The 14,531-nt window shown below is 46.6% G+C and carries 15 protein-coding genes and 1 pseudogene; 15 read left to right on the forward strand and 1 reads right to left on the reverse strand.

The annotated features are described in order from the left end of the window. Window positions 1–29: 29 nt before the first annotated feature. Genes SELR_RS06730 through SELR_RS06745 form a run of 4 tightly spaced genes read left to right on the forward strand, consistent with a single transcriptional unit; the run spans window position 30 to window position 5,535 of the window. Window positions 30–2,471, forward strand: coding sequence for a TraG/VirB4 family ATPase (locus SELR_RS06730; RefSeq protein ID WP_488657122.1), 2,442 nt, complete (start codon window positions 30–32; stop codon window positions 2,469–2,471). Window positions 2,472–2,474: 3 nt separating this feature from the next. Then, a complete protein-coding gene (locus SELR_RS06735; RefSeq protein WP_014424466.1) occupies window positions 2,475–3,014 on the forward strand; it encodes a lytic transglycosylase domain-containing protein in 540 nt (179 codons plus the stop codon). A 32-nt stretch (window positions 3,015–3,046) separates the two neighbouring features. Then, window positions 3,047–3,820, forward strand: a complete 774-nt coding sequence (locus tag SELR_RS06740) for a TrbJ/VirB5 family protein (RefSeq protein ID WP_014424467.1) — start codon at window positions 3,047–3,049, stop codon at window positions 3,818–3,820. Then, window positions 3,820–5,535: a type IV secretion system protein gene (locus tag SELR_RS06745; RefSeq protein WP_014424468.1), complete on the forward strand. Its 1,716-nt coding sequence runs from the start codon at window positions 3,820–3,822 to the stop codon at window positions 5,533–5,535. The genes SELR_RS06740 and SELR_RS06745 overlap by 1 nt, the downstream gene beginning before the upstream one ends. Window positions 5,536–5,616: 81 nt before the next feature. On the opposite strand, the gene SELR_RS18820 is transcribed toward SELR_RS06745, so the two are convergent. Beyond that, a complete protein-coding gene (locus SELR_RS18820) occupies window positions 5,617–5,853 on the reverse strand; it encodes a hypothetical protein (protein ID WP_041914308.1) in 237 nt (78 codons plus the stop codon). A 211-nt stretch (window positions 5,854–6,064) separates the two neighbouring features. Here SELR_RS18820 and SELR_RS19230 point away from each other — a divergent pair. From SELR_RS19230 to SELR_RS06800, 11 genes and pseudogenes are all read left to right on the forward strand, one after another. Beyond that, window positions 6,065–6,412, forward strand: a pseudogene (locus tag SELR_RS19230) (M23 family metallopeptidase); the annotation flags it as partial. A gap of 36 nt (window positions 6,413–6,448) precedes the next feature. Continuing rightward, complete coding sequence (locus SELR_RS19235) at window positions 6,449–7,726, forward strand: type IV secretion system protein (protein WP_419789601.1); 1,278 nt, start codon at window positions 6,449–6,451, stop codon at window positions 7,724–7,726. Then, on the forward strand, window positions 7,723–8,547 hold the full coding sequence (locus tag SELR_RS06760) for a hypothetical protein (protein WP_014424470.1): 825 nt from the start codon (window positions 7,723–7,725) through the stop codon (window positions 8,545–8,547). Before SELR_RS19235 ends, SELR_RS06760 begins: the two co-directional genes overlap by 4 nt. A 100-nt stretch (window positions 8,548–8,647) precedes the next feature. Further along, window positions 8,648–9,001, forward strand: coding sequence for a hypothetical protein (locus SELR_RS06765; RefSeq protein ID WP_014424471.1), 354 nt, complete (start codon window positions 8,648–8,650; stop codon window positions 8,999–9,001). A gap of 62 nt (window positions 9,002–9,063) precedes the next feature. After that, a complete protein-coding gene (locus SELR_RS06770) occupies window positions 9,064–9,825 on the forward strand; it encodes an SDR family NAD(P)-dependent oxidoreductase (protein ID WP_014424472.1) in 762 nt (253 codons plus the stop codon). A gap of 79 nt (window positions 9,826–9,904) precedes the next feature. Continuing rightward, window positions 9,905–10,420, forward strand: a complete 516-nt coding sequence (locus tag SELR_RS06775; protein ID WP_014424473.1) for a hypothetical protein — start codon at window positions 9,905–9,907, stop codon at window positions 10,418–10,420. Between the two features lie 26 nt (window positions 10,421–10,446). Beyond that, window positions 10,447–11,328, forward strand: coding sequence for a fructosamine kinase family protein (locus SELR_RS06780; protein ID WP_014424474.1), 882 nt, complete (start codon window positions 10,447–10,449; stop codon window positions 11,326–11,328). 14 nt (window positions 11,329–11,342) lie between these two features. Then, window positions 11,343–11,945, forward strand: coding sequence for a hypothetical protein (locus SELR_RS06785; RefSeq protein ID WP_014424475.1), 603 nt, complete (start codon window positions 11,343–11,345; stop codon window positions 11,943–11,945). Window positions 11,946–11,962: 17 nt separating this feature from the next. Next, window positions 11,963–13,633 (forward strand): tetratricopeptide repeat protein, encoded by a 1,671-nt coding sequence (locus tag SELR_RS06790; protein ID WP_014424476.1) that lies wholly within the window; start codon window positions 11,963–11,965, stop codon window positions 13,631–13,633. Between the two features lie 11 nt (window positions 13,634–13,644). Beyond that, on the forward strand, window positions 13,645–13,944 hold the full coding sequence (locus tag SELR_RS06795) for a hypothetical protein (protein WP_014424477.1): 300 nt from the start codon (window positions 13,645–13,647) through the stop codon (window positions 13,942–13,944). A 37-nt stretch (window positions 13,945–13,981) separates the two neighbouring features. Beyond that, window positions 13,982–14,524 carry a DUF1266 domain-containing protein gene (locus tag SELR_RS06800; RefSeq protein ID WP_014424478.1) on the forward strand — a complete coding sequence of 181 codons (543 nt, stop codon included), beginning with the start codon at window positions 13,982–13,984 and terminating at the stop codon, window positions 14,522–14,524. The last annotated feature ends 7 nt before the right edge of the window (window positions 14,525–14,531 follow it).

Here is a 14,531-nt window from a genome sequence, read left to right on the forward strand (position 1 = left end):
AAAACATTGCCTCGCTGATGCCTTACGGGATGCTCGTGGATGTTAAAGGCACTGGGGTAGCCATCAATAAGAATGGATCTTTTATGACTGTGTGGAAATACAGAGGACCAGATTTGGACAGTGCCCTGCAGGAGCATCTGGCAATCATAACGGCACAGCTCAACAGTGCCCTGATGGTGCTTGGCTCAGGCTGGGTTATTTACATGGAGGCACAACGCCTGCCTGATGCGACCTATGACAAGGATGTGTGCTTTCCCGACGATGTTACCAGGCTGATTGACGAGGTGCGGCGTGATAATTTCACGTCGGGCAGATTTTTCTGCTCAGAGTATTATTTTTCCCTGTGCTGGTTGCCGCCAAGTGATAATGAAGGCCGCCTGAAATCCATGCTGATTGAAGGCCATGATGAGCATACGGTCACGGTTGAGGAAAACTTGCAGGATTTCATGGAAATGGCCGACAGCTTGTGCAGGATTTTTGGGGAGCTGGAAATCCCGGCAGAATTGCTGGATGAAGCAGGACTCGCTTCTTATCTCCATAGCTGTGTGTCGGATAACAGGCGCAGGATAAGGCCGCCAAAGGATGAGTTCTGCGATGGATATCTCTATGATTCTGATCTTATAGGGGGGAACTCACCAAAACTCGGTGAGAAATACCTGAAGATTGTGGTTCCCAAGGCTTATCCAAAATCCAGCGTGTTTGGGATGCTCAATAATCTTAACCGGCTGAACTTCCCCTACCGCTGGGTAACAAGATACTATCTGCTGGATAAGACCGAAGCAATATCCAAGCTGGATACAAGAAAGACACGCTGGAAGGGTAAGATGGAATATTTCTCGTCCACGGTGAAAAGGCTGATTTTCAATTCGCCGTCGCAACCCAGTGACATCAATGAAAATGCTGTAGAAAAGGTCGAAGAGGTACAGGAAGCCCTGAGAAGCGTGGATGCCGGGGATGTTGGCTACGGCTATTATTCTACAGAGGTTATCATTGCGGAAAGAGATTACGAAAGAGCCTGTCTCTATGCCAAGGCAGTAGAGGATGTCTTCAAGAGCCAGATGATGAAGCCCAAAATTGAGGATGTGGGGGCTGTGGATGCCTGGCTGGGCAGTCTGCCGGGAAATTTCCATCACTACTGCCGCCGTATTTATGCTTCTACAGGAAATCTCATCCATATGATGCCGCTGTCCGATATCTGGTCAGGACAGCGGCGTAATAAACATCTGGATGGCCCGGCGCTTCTTTATACCAGAAGTGACGGAGCAACGCCTTTTCGGATGAATCTTCATGTAGGGGATGTAGGCCATACTCTTATCGTGGGCCCCACAGGGGCAGGTAAGAGCGTCCATCTCAATATGATTTCGGCGCAGTTCAGGAAATATAAGGGGGCGCAGGTGTTTATCTTTGATAAGGGTGGCTCCAGCCGTATCCTTACGGAAGCTGTGGGAGGTAGATATTTCGAGCTGGCCAGCAGCAAGAATGGCTTGTCATTCCAGCCACTGGCTGATATCGATGACGATGATGAGCGCATGTGGGCTGTGGGCTGGATCACGGATTATCTGGAATCCGTGCATATGGAAGTAACGCCGGAGATGGGCAAATATATATCAGAGGCTCTGTCATCGATGAAGGCCTTGCCCAAACAGCATCGGACTATGCTTACGCTGTGTACCAGCATCCAGAATCAGGAATTAAAGACAGCGCTAAGGCCTCTTACGATTGAAGGGGACTATGGTAGCATCTTTGATGCTTCCGCAGATGAACTGGATTTTTCCTCCTGGCAGGTATTTGAGATGGAAAGTCTGATGAATAATACGCCCAAGATTGTCGGGACAACCCTGCTGTATATTTTCCATCGGATTGAGGAAGAGATAAAGCGGGATGACAGACCGTGTCTGCTGGTATTGGATGAAAGCTGGATTTTTTTGGATAATCCTCAGTTCGCATCCAAGATAAGAGAGTGGCTGAAAGTCCTTAGAAAATCCAATACAGCGGTGGTGTTTGCTACGCAGAGTCTGGCAGATATAGTGGCCAGTCCAATTGTGGCAACGATATTGGAATCCTGCCCCACAAGAATTTTCCTGCCCAATAAGGACGCTCTGGATGATACCCGTACAGGCAGCGACAAGCCAAGTATGAAAGAGATGTACCAGTCCTTTGGCCTGAATGAACAGCAGATTATGATGTTGGCCAAGGCTATTCCTAAACGGGAATATTACTATACCTCGCCTCTGGGAAATCGGATATATTCATTGGACTTAAGCCCTATGGAACTGGCATTTTCTGGGGTACGAACCGAGGATTTGCGCATGGCTGAAAAATTTCTGGCGGAGTATGGCAGGGAAAATTTTGCCATAAACTGGCTCCGCTATAAGGGCTTGGAAGAATATGCCCAGCGGCTGAAGGCAGAAACTTCCGGAAGGCCAGAGGAGCAAACAGAATCAGGGCAGCTGGTAGGAGGAGATGAGTAATTATTGCTGAAAAGACTGCTTATGGTGCTGGTGGGGCTGATGTTTCTGCTGGGTGAGGCTGTGCCGGCCTTTGCCTATGATGATAAAACCATAGTCTATGGTGAAGTTGCCGGGCGCATTGGCGAATCAGATGAAGCTGCGTGGATTACAGATGCCATCTTGTATGCGGGAGCTGTATATGGTGTCGATCCACTGCTGCTCGCATCCGTGATGGAGGCGGAAAGCGGCTTTACAATGGCCAGCACATCCTCTGCCGGGGCTTATGGCTATATGCAGCTTATGCCGGAAACAGCAGCAAGCCTGGGTGTGGACAGGTATAATCCTTTGGAAAATGTGCTGGGGGGTGCCTCTTATCTGCGGCAGCAGATGGATCATTTTGCTGGTGACGGTGAATACGGACTGACTGAGGCAGTAGGTGCCTATAACGCTGGCGGCGGGGCGGTAGAAAAATATGGTGGGGTGCCTCCGTATGCGGAAACCATTAACTATGTGGCAAGGATTGCAGATATTTATGGAAAATTGCTGCAAGAGACGAATTTATAGAGAAAAGACTGCTGAGCCGGGGAGGGAAGACTATGAGCAAATTGAAGAAAAGCATTGCAGGCGCAATGACCGTGCTGTGTCTTACAAGCCTTGCGCCAAGGGCAGAGGCGGCTGTCCTTGTATATGATGCCCAGAATGTGGAGCAGGCGATAAGGACAGCCATAACAACGGCCAATATATTGACCAATGAAGAAAAACAGCTGCTCCTGCAAATTTTGAACATGAAGAAGCTGGATGCGAAAAGCCTTATGCGCTATCTGGACAAAATGACAGCTTTGGAACGATACCCTATGGACGAGCGTGATGGCCAGATTGGGGTACTAGCACCAAAGACAACAACAGATTCGTTCTGGAGACAGAATTTCCGTAATATCGAGGCTGTCCTGAAGGGCAAGATGACGGTAATGGATGCCTACTATGCCGGGCAGGCGGCCTATAAGGCAGAGGCGGATACCAATAATGATACGGTGAAAAATGCCAGACTTACCCAGGATATGACCGAGGATTTATCCAAGCAGGCCATGACCGCATTGGAAGCATCTTCCCAGGCTGAAGGCAATCTGCAGGCAGTACAGGCGAATACTCAGGTTATGGGTGTGGGGGTTATGTCGATGATTCAGGGCAATAACCTTCTTTCCAGTATGACCGCCGCACAGGCTGTAAAGTACCAGAGAGAGCTGCAGGAAGAAGTAACGGCCAAGCGGATCAACGAAAGCACCGCAGAAAAGCTGGCCAAGGCCACCAAGAACTGCGAGCTTAAAGGCATGAGCTATGAGGCGTTCAGGCAAAAGATGGGTGAGTACTGATGAAAAAGATGGGCTGGGTATGTGCGCTTTTGCTGATGGTGCTGATTATATGGCCGGATTCTGTTCAGGCCGCTGATTCCAGTGCCCTGGCATGGCGCACACCGCTGATGGATTTGCGGGATAACATTACAGATAAGCTGGTACCGGCAATCTTGAATATCATGATAGCGGTAACGGGCATCATGATCATGTTCGGCGATAATAATCACCGGCGGCTGCTCAATATTGTGCTGGGGACAGCGATGGCTGCCCAGATTTTCTATGCCCTCAGGGTGTTTGGCCTGGGGGAAATACTGAATCCTGCCGTGTCTGTGGTGATAAATCCTGTGGATCTAAGTTCCATTCAAATCACCGATAATGTGGAGGATTTCAATCCCTTAAGCGGCTTCATGCGGCAGTTTATCCATATCATAGACAATGGCTCTACGGTACTGGTTGGCTATGCGCTGGAGCTTATGGGATTCCTGGTGGTCATTGATGTGGCCCTGGCTTTGGTGCTTGGCCTTGCTAATGAGGATAAAATCCGGTATATCACCGTTACCGTCCTGAAGGTTGGCTTTTTCATGTTTCTCATCGAAAACTGGGTGGGAGGCAGCTACCAGATCTGTCATGCTATTATGTCCAGCTTTGAAAAACTGGGATTCCTGGCATCGGGAACCGGGAATATGTACTTGCCGGACAGCATCGTGAAGAATGGCATGCAGTCCTTCAGTGCCATCTGGAATAATATCTCGCTACTAGGAATGTCCAGTCTGGGTGCCTTGATTGGCGACCTGTTTATTGCCTTTACTGTTCTCATTACCACATTTCTTACCGGCGTGGAGATGTTCATGGCTAGGATTGAATTCTGGACGGTATCCTTGATTACTGTCGTGCTGCTGCCCTTTGCCATGCATGAGCGAACCAGTTTTCTGGCGGAAAAGGCCATAGGGGCCGTTTTCTCGCTGGGCGTAAAGGTGGCCGTTATTGCCTTCCTTACAGCGGTTACCTGTCCGCTGCTGGCCAATTTTTCCAAACAGATAAGCGATCAGGCGGCGGCCAATGAAGATCTGCTGGAACTTAGTGCCCTATTGCAGCTGACCTTGGCCTGTCTGGTGGTGTTTATCATGGTGCGGAGGATTCCGCAGCTGGCTCAGGGGCTTATTTCCGGCAGCCCGTCCCTTACATCCGGTGATTTTTACGATACCATGCCTAATCCCATGCGGGGAACAGCAAGGGCGCTGGCCTTTGCGGGCAGTTCTTATGGTACTTATAAGATGGCGACCAATATGGAAGGCGGCGGTACGGCCAGAAAAGCCGATGGCGATACATCCTGGCTGTCGCAGACTACCGGCACCATACGCAATATCGCTTCCATTGAGTGGAACCGTCATAATCCATTTTTGGCAGAAGAACGTGAGGCCGAGCAGGGCGTTCGCTATATGTACAGTATGCGGGCTAACAGCCGGGATATCGATGATACGGCCCATGGCAGAAATGACACCTATGATGAAGAGGGGCATCTGTCCCATGACCATTTATATGCGGCCACAAATTCCCGGAATGGTGCAACCAATAAGGACGGCACTATCGTGAAGGACAGCCGGGGAACCAATTTGACGCATGGCTGGACACCTGCCCCTAAGACGGATGAGCAGATGTACAGAAATTCCTCGGAAAAAATCAATGCCATCTATGACAGCTTCAATCGGAAATTCAACAACAAACGAAAATGAGTGTGTATATTGTGATAAACAAAAGAAGTGATGCCAGGGGAAGCATCACTTCTTTTGCAAGAGGAATATAAAAATCAGGAATTAACGGACATATTTGGGATCGTAGCCAAGGCAGTTGCCGTGTTCGTCCCATTGCCAGCCATAACCTTCGCCACGGGAGCAATAGCGGCTGAAGGGTGGGCGGCCCCATAGATTATAAAAGAGAAAATCAATGGTGTCGCAGACGGCATAGCGGATAAGGTGGAAGAAAAATATGCCGCCGAAAAACAGCAGCGCCAGCAAGGCTAAGACTAACAAGATGATCAATAAGATTTTCATAATGCCTGCCTCCTGTATATGTTGGAAAAGGAATAGGATATACTCTCTGATTAGTTTATCACAGGACAAAAGGGATGTGTTGCGTAGGATGTTAATAAAGTGGTTAATAATTTTGCTGATGGCAGTAATGGAGCTCATGGGGCATATTGGTGCAGTAAATGCGGCTCCAGCCTACCATTCCATGATGAATCCTGTGGAAGGGGAAATGGTTGTTACTTCTGATTTTGGCTGGCGTACACATCCCATAACTGGAACGCAGAAATTCCATTCCGGGATTGACTTAGGGTACGATTATGGTATGCCCATCCATGCTGCTTGCGGCGGTACGGTGACAACTGCTGGCTGGGTAAGCGGCTATGGCTATCTGGTGGCCATCGACCATGGTGGCAGCATCGAAACCCTCTATGGTCATAATGAGATGCTGACCGTAACTGCAGGCCAGACGGTAAAGATGGGAGAGGTGATTGCCTATGCTGGCTCCACAGGAAATTCCACCGGCCCTCATTGCCATTTTGAGGTAAGGGTAAACGGGGAGCCGGTAAATCCCTGGGACTGGCTCTCAGGGATGCCACCGTCAGGAGCCGGGGGCATGATGATGGATGAAGACATTGTGGCTGTAAACTACGATGCCTATTACGATTTTTGCAAGCCTATCCGGGAGATGGAGGAAAAGATTGCCGAGGTTTGCACCAAGGGACTATCTATCATTCAGGATAACCTCAGGTGGCTGTTCTGGGCGCTGATGACCATTGATATTGCGATTCAAGGCTTAGGGATGCTTCTTGGGGAGGACAGGAACAGCATTTACATAAGCAGATGGTTGACAACCAAGTGCATATTCTACGGCTTCCTGACCTATATATTTTGGCATTGGGGAGATTTGGCCAATATCCTGAGGGATTATTTTGTCAGCATGGGAGCGTTTGCTACTGGCAATGATTATGCGGCGGCAGGCAAGATACTTTCTGATCCGGCTGCTATTGTGGAAATTGGCGCAAGATATGTAGGCCCAATTTTTGAATATCTGGGTACCATGTGGGGGATAAGCGTCATGTTTCATTTGCCCACTGTCATTATCTGTATCCTCACGATAATCTGTGTGCTGGCCTGCTTCTTCTACATTGGCATCATGATTGGCATGGCCTATATCGAGTTTTACTGTACCGCGCTGTTCAGTCTGTTGGGATTCAGCTTTACACCCTTTCAGGGGACGAGAAGTTTTGGGGCTACAGCCATTACAGGCCTGATAATGAGTACCATAAAGCTGATGGTTATGACAGTAACTGCCCTGTTGCTGGTGGTAGCATTAAAGGATTCCGTGCCCAAGGATTATTTTGATACAACAGTCGAATCTGTGGCTGCAGGCGGTAATTTCCAGTCGGTGGAAGAGTTTGCAGCGGCCATCCGTCAGGTGGAAACAGGAGGCTGTGAAGATCCTTATCATACTCCATCGGCGGATGGATACGGGTATGGAGCCTATCAGATAAGCTACAGCAACTGGGAAAGCTGGTGCGCAGAGGCCGGTATCAGTCCGGCACCGCCTATGCCATGGCCAGCTGAAGTACAGGACATTGTAGCCAAGCATAAGATGCAGGTGCTTTATGCCCAGTATGGAAATTGGCATGACGTGGCCATTGTCTGGAATGCAGGCTCAGTGGTGTCCTGGGATGAAGCCTACTGGCAGAAAGTCATTAATAGCGGCGGTACAAGAGTGGAGAAAACCATTAAGCTCACGGTACTGTTGAAAATGATGCTGGTAGCTATAGCGGCCATGATATTTGGCCATGAGGATTGTAAAGTGATTATGGAACTGTTTGCCGGACATGGTTTCCGGTTCAAAAGACAGGGAATGATAAGGGGGGTCCGGTTATGAGGATATCAAAACATATTGCTGTGGCAGTAACGGCTGTGATCTTTGTTTTGGGAACAGCAACTTCTGAGGCACATTCAATTCCCGGCGTGGACAGGCCCTACGATCCGGTCAACTATTACAGCCGGGAAAGCATTTCCTATGCAGATAGCAGGCCGTCGTTCTTTGCTCTGCGTGAGTTGATGCAAGGGGATGTCTATGATTACACGCGACATCTCAAGAGTATACTATTTGGTGATAAGTTTGAAGGTTGGCTGGCAAATCTTATGGACAGCAATATGCGCTGGCTGCGGGATATGCTGGGGCTGGGAAATAAGAGCAAGACTATTCTGGCCGGGATTGGAAATGGTGGCAAGGATTTTGGCATTCCCGACTGGATGTTGGGAGATAAGCTGCTGGTGGATTACGGCAGTAAATGGGTTCGGACAGGGAAGGAAGATGATGGAAAATATAGCTGGGTAGCCAAAATCCTTGCGGAAGGCATTGAAAATGCCAGAAAGAATCAGGAAGATTTGGATGAGCGCATGGGAACAATGAATGTAATTCTCAGAAATACGCAGGACGCTGAAGGCAATATGGAAGCCATGCAGTCCGAAACGCAGATGCAGGGACTTATGGATAGTGAGATTGCGCGAAGGGGGCAGCTGCTGGCTAATCAGGCATTGGTTCAATCAGCTGGTGACCGATTAAGGCTGGATAGGGAGCGGCGTGCTATGCTGGCTGAAGACCGGGTAATGACACTAAAAATTATGGACAGGAACAACATGACCGAGCAGGACAGGGGTGTGGGGGTAAAGGAGGGGGCCGGATTCAAGGATTTCTAACGTTGAACAGGAAGGTATGAAAATAATTATCAATCATGCAGGATGTCGGATGGATTTGTAGAAATAATATAATCAGTGTTGAATTCGACTGGAGGACTGCATGATGGATAAAGCAACGATTAAGGCAAAAGTGGAAGCTATGGTGGCAGCACCTAGCTGTTGCGCAGAACTTAAAGAGGCAGGCGAACGCTACCTGAAAGCCGTTGGAACCGCAGATGAGAAAACTGAGGGTAAAAAGCTCATCGATGAACTGAAAGCTGATGTATGTACGATTGATGATGTAATCGGCTTATTTACCTCAGCCAAGGGCGAAGAACTCTTTGGCAAGGAAAGGGCAGCCAGCATGGCTGAGCATGCCAAGGAAGTTAAGGCCAACGGCGGCAAGTATTGCGATTGTCTGGCCTGTGCTCCAGGCAAGGAACTCATGGATGCGGAAGCAGATATTGTAGGTTAACGGCAAGGCGGCAGAAGCAACAACTGCCGCTTTTTGCATGCAACAGATAAGGTGGCTTAGGTATGGAAGATAAGAAAATAGCAATTATTACAGGTGCGTCCAGCGGGCTGGGCGCAGAGTATGCGCGGCTCTTGGATAAGGAAGGATTGGCGGAAATCTGGCTGATTGCCAGAAGAAAAGACAGGCTGGAGACTCTGACAAGAACTCTGGAAACGAAGTGCCGATGCCTTGTCATGGATTTAACGGATGAGGAAGCACTGAATACGCTGGAGACTGAAGTTGCAGCAGCGAAGATGACTGTAGCATATCTGGTAAATGCTGCTGGATTTGGATGTATAGGTCTTAGTAGAGAATGTTCCCGGGAAAAACTGCAACAAATGGTAAAACTGAATGATATGGCTGCACTGGCCATTACGGAAATATGCATTCCCTATATGGAAAAGGGAAGCATCATCCTGCAGATAGCTTCCTGTTCTGCATTCCAGCCGATTCCCAATCTGGCTGTTTATGCAGCCAGTAAAGCATTCCTGCTGTCCTACAGCCGTGCTCTAAGTGTAGAACTTCAGGATACAGGCATTCAGGTTACAGCGGTGTGTCCATTCTGGATAAAGGACACGGAATTCGTGGATAAGGCAAAAGAAACAGACAAACATGAGGTATACCGGGATATGCCCGGAGCGACGAATGCGAAACATGTTGCTGAGACTTCACTTCGGGCAGCAAAGGCCGGCACGGTTGTTTGTACGCCAGATCCTGTAAGTACAGTACATCGCATAGTGGCTTCAATATTGCCTCATTGGATGCTGGCGAGAATTTGTAAATAAGCGGGTTAGATTGTATGTTCCATTCTAAGGGAATCTTAATACAGGCATAGTATGATAGATTACCAAGGGGGATGGAACTGTGATAAATAAATTTAAACAGGTTTTATCTAAAATCGGTAAATGTTTAGGCTATGGTTTATTATTAGGTGCCATAGCCTTAATCGCATATGTTGGATATAGCATGGCGGCGTTCTTTTTTCACTTGGATTTATCGCAAAGCTATCGAAACATAGATGGTTATGAAGGAATTATTTTTGAAAAATCAGCTCGTGATGGCAGAACGCTTGCCTATAAGAGAACTTTTGCAGGACTGAGAGAAGCAGGCGAGAAAAACTCGGGTAATAGTCAAAGTAAGGAACATGATGAAGGCGTGTATCTCACACTGAAAGAGAGACTGGGGGATGGCGTAAAATTCATTGATTATGCAGCGTCGCCTGATAATAGATATATCCTGTATGTTGTAACGGAAGATGTAAGCAAAGGTGCATCTACTGATACAGACCGGTATTATTATAAGGTACTTGATTTACAGGACAATTCATCCACAACGGTTTATAAGGGATATTTGCATGATTTTGCTGTAGAATGGCAATAAAATCAAAAAAGATGGAGCTGTTGCATATGGGATTGGCAGATGTAATTCGGCAGATATATGGCGAAGAAGTTTATATAATAGACAAGGCAGAAATTACTGGCGGTGATATAAATGATGCATATCATCTATGCCTGAGTAATGGGGAGAATCTGTTTATAAAGGTGAATGCTAAGGCGAAGGATGATTTCTTTGCAGCTGAAAAAATAGGTCTGGAAGCATTACATAAGGCTGGAGCTGTTACGCCATCGGTTATTGCCTATGGCAAAACGAAGGATAACTTGTCCTATTTGTTGCTGAATTACGTGAGAAGTTCGAGGCACAAGAGAACGTACTGGGAAGACTTAGGCCATATGCTGGCACAGGTACACCGCGCTTCAATGGATAAGATAACTGGCGATAGCAGGTTTGGCTTTTCGGCAGATAATTACATCGGACAGACAAGGCAGAAAAATACAAGGACAGAGAGCTGGATTGAATTCTTTAGAACGTCAAGACTGGCTGTACAAATGAAGTTGGCTGCCGGGTATTTTGATAAAGATGACAAGCAAAGGTGTGAGAAACTGCTGGATAATCTGGAAAAATACCTTGTGGAACCGGAATTTCCATCGCTGATTCATGGCGATTTATGGAGCGGAAATGTAATGCCGGATCATAACGGCAGTCCGATGCTTATTGATCCAGCTACTTACATAGGTCATCATGAGGCAGATATTGCTATGACGGAACTGTTTGGCGGGTTCTCGCCGGAGTTTTATGATGCCTATCATGAGATAATTCCAAAGGAGCCAGGCTATGCTGATCGGCGGGATTTATACAATATGTATCATTTGCTGAACCATTTGAATCTGTTTGGCAGATCATACCTTGCGGCAGTAAGAAGAATATTGAAAAGTTATTCGCAGAAGTGAGACATGAAAACAAAATGACAATAGAGCAATACATGGATGAACTAAAAATAGAGAAAAAAGATCACAATATCATTTTTGAATATCCTATTCCTGACGAATTAAAACGTTTTCTTAAGAAATACGAAGATACAGAACTGCCTTTTGGTGAAATATTTGACTATGGCACAATAAAGAAGATGTCGCAGAGACCGCCTTTTAACAATGAATGGTTTGTATTTGGAAAAGATAAATACTTTTCTTATTGGGTTTGTAAGGTTGATGCAACCAAGGAAGAGAAGGTTTACACTACATGGGATCATGAAATGGATGAATGTGTTGGAGAAGCAGTTTGTAGTGATTTGCTGGAATTTCTTACCAGTTGCGAATTGGACTATGATGACTTTGAGGATACTGTTACGACATATACAGCTATACTATATAATAAAGCAAGTTTGTCTACGTTGGCATTGATAAATAATATATTAGGTCTGCAAATTTCCCCAAAGGAATTACTGGAAAAATCCAAAAGATGCCCGAATATTCTAGGAACAGTTTCCCATAAAACCATGAAAAAAGCAGAAGATGAAACATATAGGTTCATAAAACAGTATGTAAAGTTCAATAAGCGTGATTGGTGAACTGGAAAGGAAAGTCAATGGAATATAAATTTCAGCCTATGGTGCAGGAAGCCATAGAATTGATTTGGAAACAGGATGACTCAAAAAACTGTGAGAAGGGCCGGGCTTTGCTGCGCAGAGCAGCGGAGGACGGAGATGCGGAAGCCTGGGCGTTACTGTCCTTGACATATTTAGGAGAGCCATGGGTAGGGGAGATCAGAAACTTTGAGAAGAACATAGCAGAAGCCGAACGCTGCCTGAAAAAGAGCTTGTCAGAAGGCAGCCCTGTTGGCTTGATGGCAATCTTAGCCAGACGGGGACTCTATCCCACGGAAGAGACGGACTTTTGGGATTACTGGGCCGATGAAAAAGAGACAGCTGTTGTAGAAATGGAAGAATATACCGAAGGCGATGGCAATGGTGAAGGCCTGGCAGCATATCTTTTTGGGATGGCTTATCTGCGTGGAGGTATTGATATACTGACAGGGAAAAGGCTGGAGAAAAGACAGCGGCAGGAGCTTGCAAAGCCTTTCTTGGAACATGCCCGGACTCAGGGTGTAAGGATGAATTACAATCCGGAGGAGATGTCAACATCCGACGTTTCAGATGCTGACTGGAGGTTAAAATTATGGCTGCAGAATGGCATGATTATTACCTTTGACCACTATGATGCAGAAGAATTTCAGGCAGCATTGGAAATAATGGAAGACACCTATAAAGTCATAGAGCTATATCATGATAAGGATTACCTCTCTGTTCGGCAGACAGAAGATAATTATGAACTCCATGCTATGTTGAACGGCCAAGCTGCCTTGCGCAGGGAAGAGTCAAGTGAACAGGTTTTATGCCTTCTGCAGTCGTGGCGTAAGGGGAAGACAGACCTTTCATTAGAGGATTGGCAGAATGATGACCAGGCAGTGCAGTACGTAAAGTGGCAGCGGTATCTGGATAAGGCGGAAGTTTGCAAAAATCGTGATGACATAGAAGAAATGGTAACGGAACTTAAAAAGGCTGCAAATATGGACTGTGGAAAGGCTATGGTTCGCTTGGGGTGTTATCATCAGGAAAAAAGAGAAAAGGATGCTGCCAAAAAGTGGTTTTTGCAGGCCATAAAAACGGAACCGCATGATGATGTAAAAGATGCCTGTTATTATCTGGGCTGCTTGGAAGATGGCCCGCTGGCTGTGCAGTATCTAAAAAAAGCTGCCGAGATGGGAGCTGCTTCTGCTTGGGCAAAGCTGGGGAACTGTTATAGTCAGGGGATGGGGACTCCCCTGGACAGCGAAAAGGCCATGATCTGTTACCAAAAAGGTGCAGACCTTGGGGACTATGAGGCTTTGTATGTTATGGCAAGCAGCTGCCGGAGCGAAGATGGAACGTGGCAGGATATACCGAAAGCAATATCCTGTTTGCGAAAGGTAGTATCCGAGGATAACGATTGGCAAAATGAGGCACGTCTCTTGTTGGCGCAAGTTTTCATGGCCCATAATCCTGGGAAAAACGCCAGTCGGATCGAAACATTGCTGGTGGAAACCAAATATGACAAATACTTCCCCGGCTGGCTGGAACTGGCCCATTATTATAAAGCGCAGGGCAGAATCTATCAGTATGGCCAGGAGATGGATGCCCTAATCAAGGCAGGCTATGAACCGGCCATAAAAGAAAAGGAAGATATGTATCGTGGCAGTGAATGGAGTATATTATTTTAAGAAGGATAGTGATGTTTTCAATGTATGATTGGGATGTAATAAATGCTATTGTTAGCGTAACAGAATTAGTCAATATGGTGGCAGATGAATTTGATGAAATACCAAAAGAAATCGTTGATGAATTGAATCGTCTTACGGGCAATTCGTGGGATTCTGATACTTATATTGAATATTGTTGTGAGTATTATGAATTCCCTAATAGTTTAGCGGAAGTAGTATATGCACTATTCCACGAAGGAGAATTTCCTCAAAATATTGAGCATACAGATGAATTGAATTCTAATTTGATTAAGTTTATATGTAAAGATTGATTAAATTTAAAAACATAATGCTGATGGAGTAGAAATTATGGAAGTGCAAATACAGCAGGAAATCTGTCCGCCACCGGATAGTCTTACTTTTGCGGATGTGGATTCTAAGCTGCTAAGGTGGATAGAGGCAGAACAAGCTATAGTCAAGGTCGTCAATGGATGGAAATGCCATAAAGATGATGTACAGAAGCAGAGAAAGGGGAGACGTTATCTGTTGGAAAAGCATGAGGCAGGCTCACGGCCTCAGTTGATAGACCAGATTATGAGCTTGGGAAGTTTGTCTCCCAACTCAGTCTGGGACATGTCAAAGGCCATCGAACTGGCAACCATCGGATATTTAGCGGGCTACCTGACTTTGCGGGAAGCGTTGAATGTTTCGGTTACTGCAGGTAAGCGTATACAGAAATGTACCAGCAGTTGGGAAAACATGGGAATGGCCTATCTTCGTTATCTGAAAACCTTTGAAGGCAACTCCGAAAGGCTGAGAGCCAGCGAGGCAGCCTTTGAACAACTAAGGAACTCCTCGGATTCCCCTTATAAAGCGGTGTCGTTTGAAATGGAACTAAAAAAGACCTGGTAAATAGGGC

The organism is Selenomonas ruminantium subsp. lactilytica TAM6421, from assembly GCF_000284095.1.
GTDB lineage: Bacteria > Bacillota > Negativicutes > Selenomonadales > Selenomonadaceae > Selenomonas_A > Selenomonas_A lactilytica.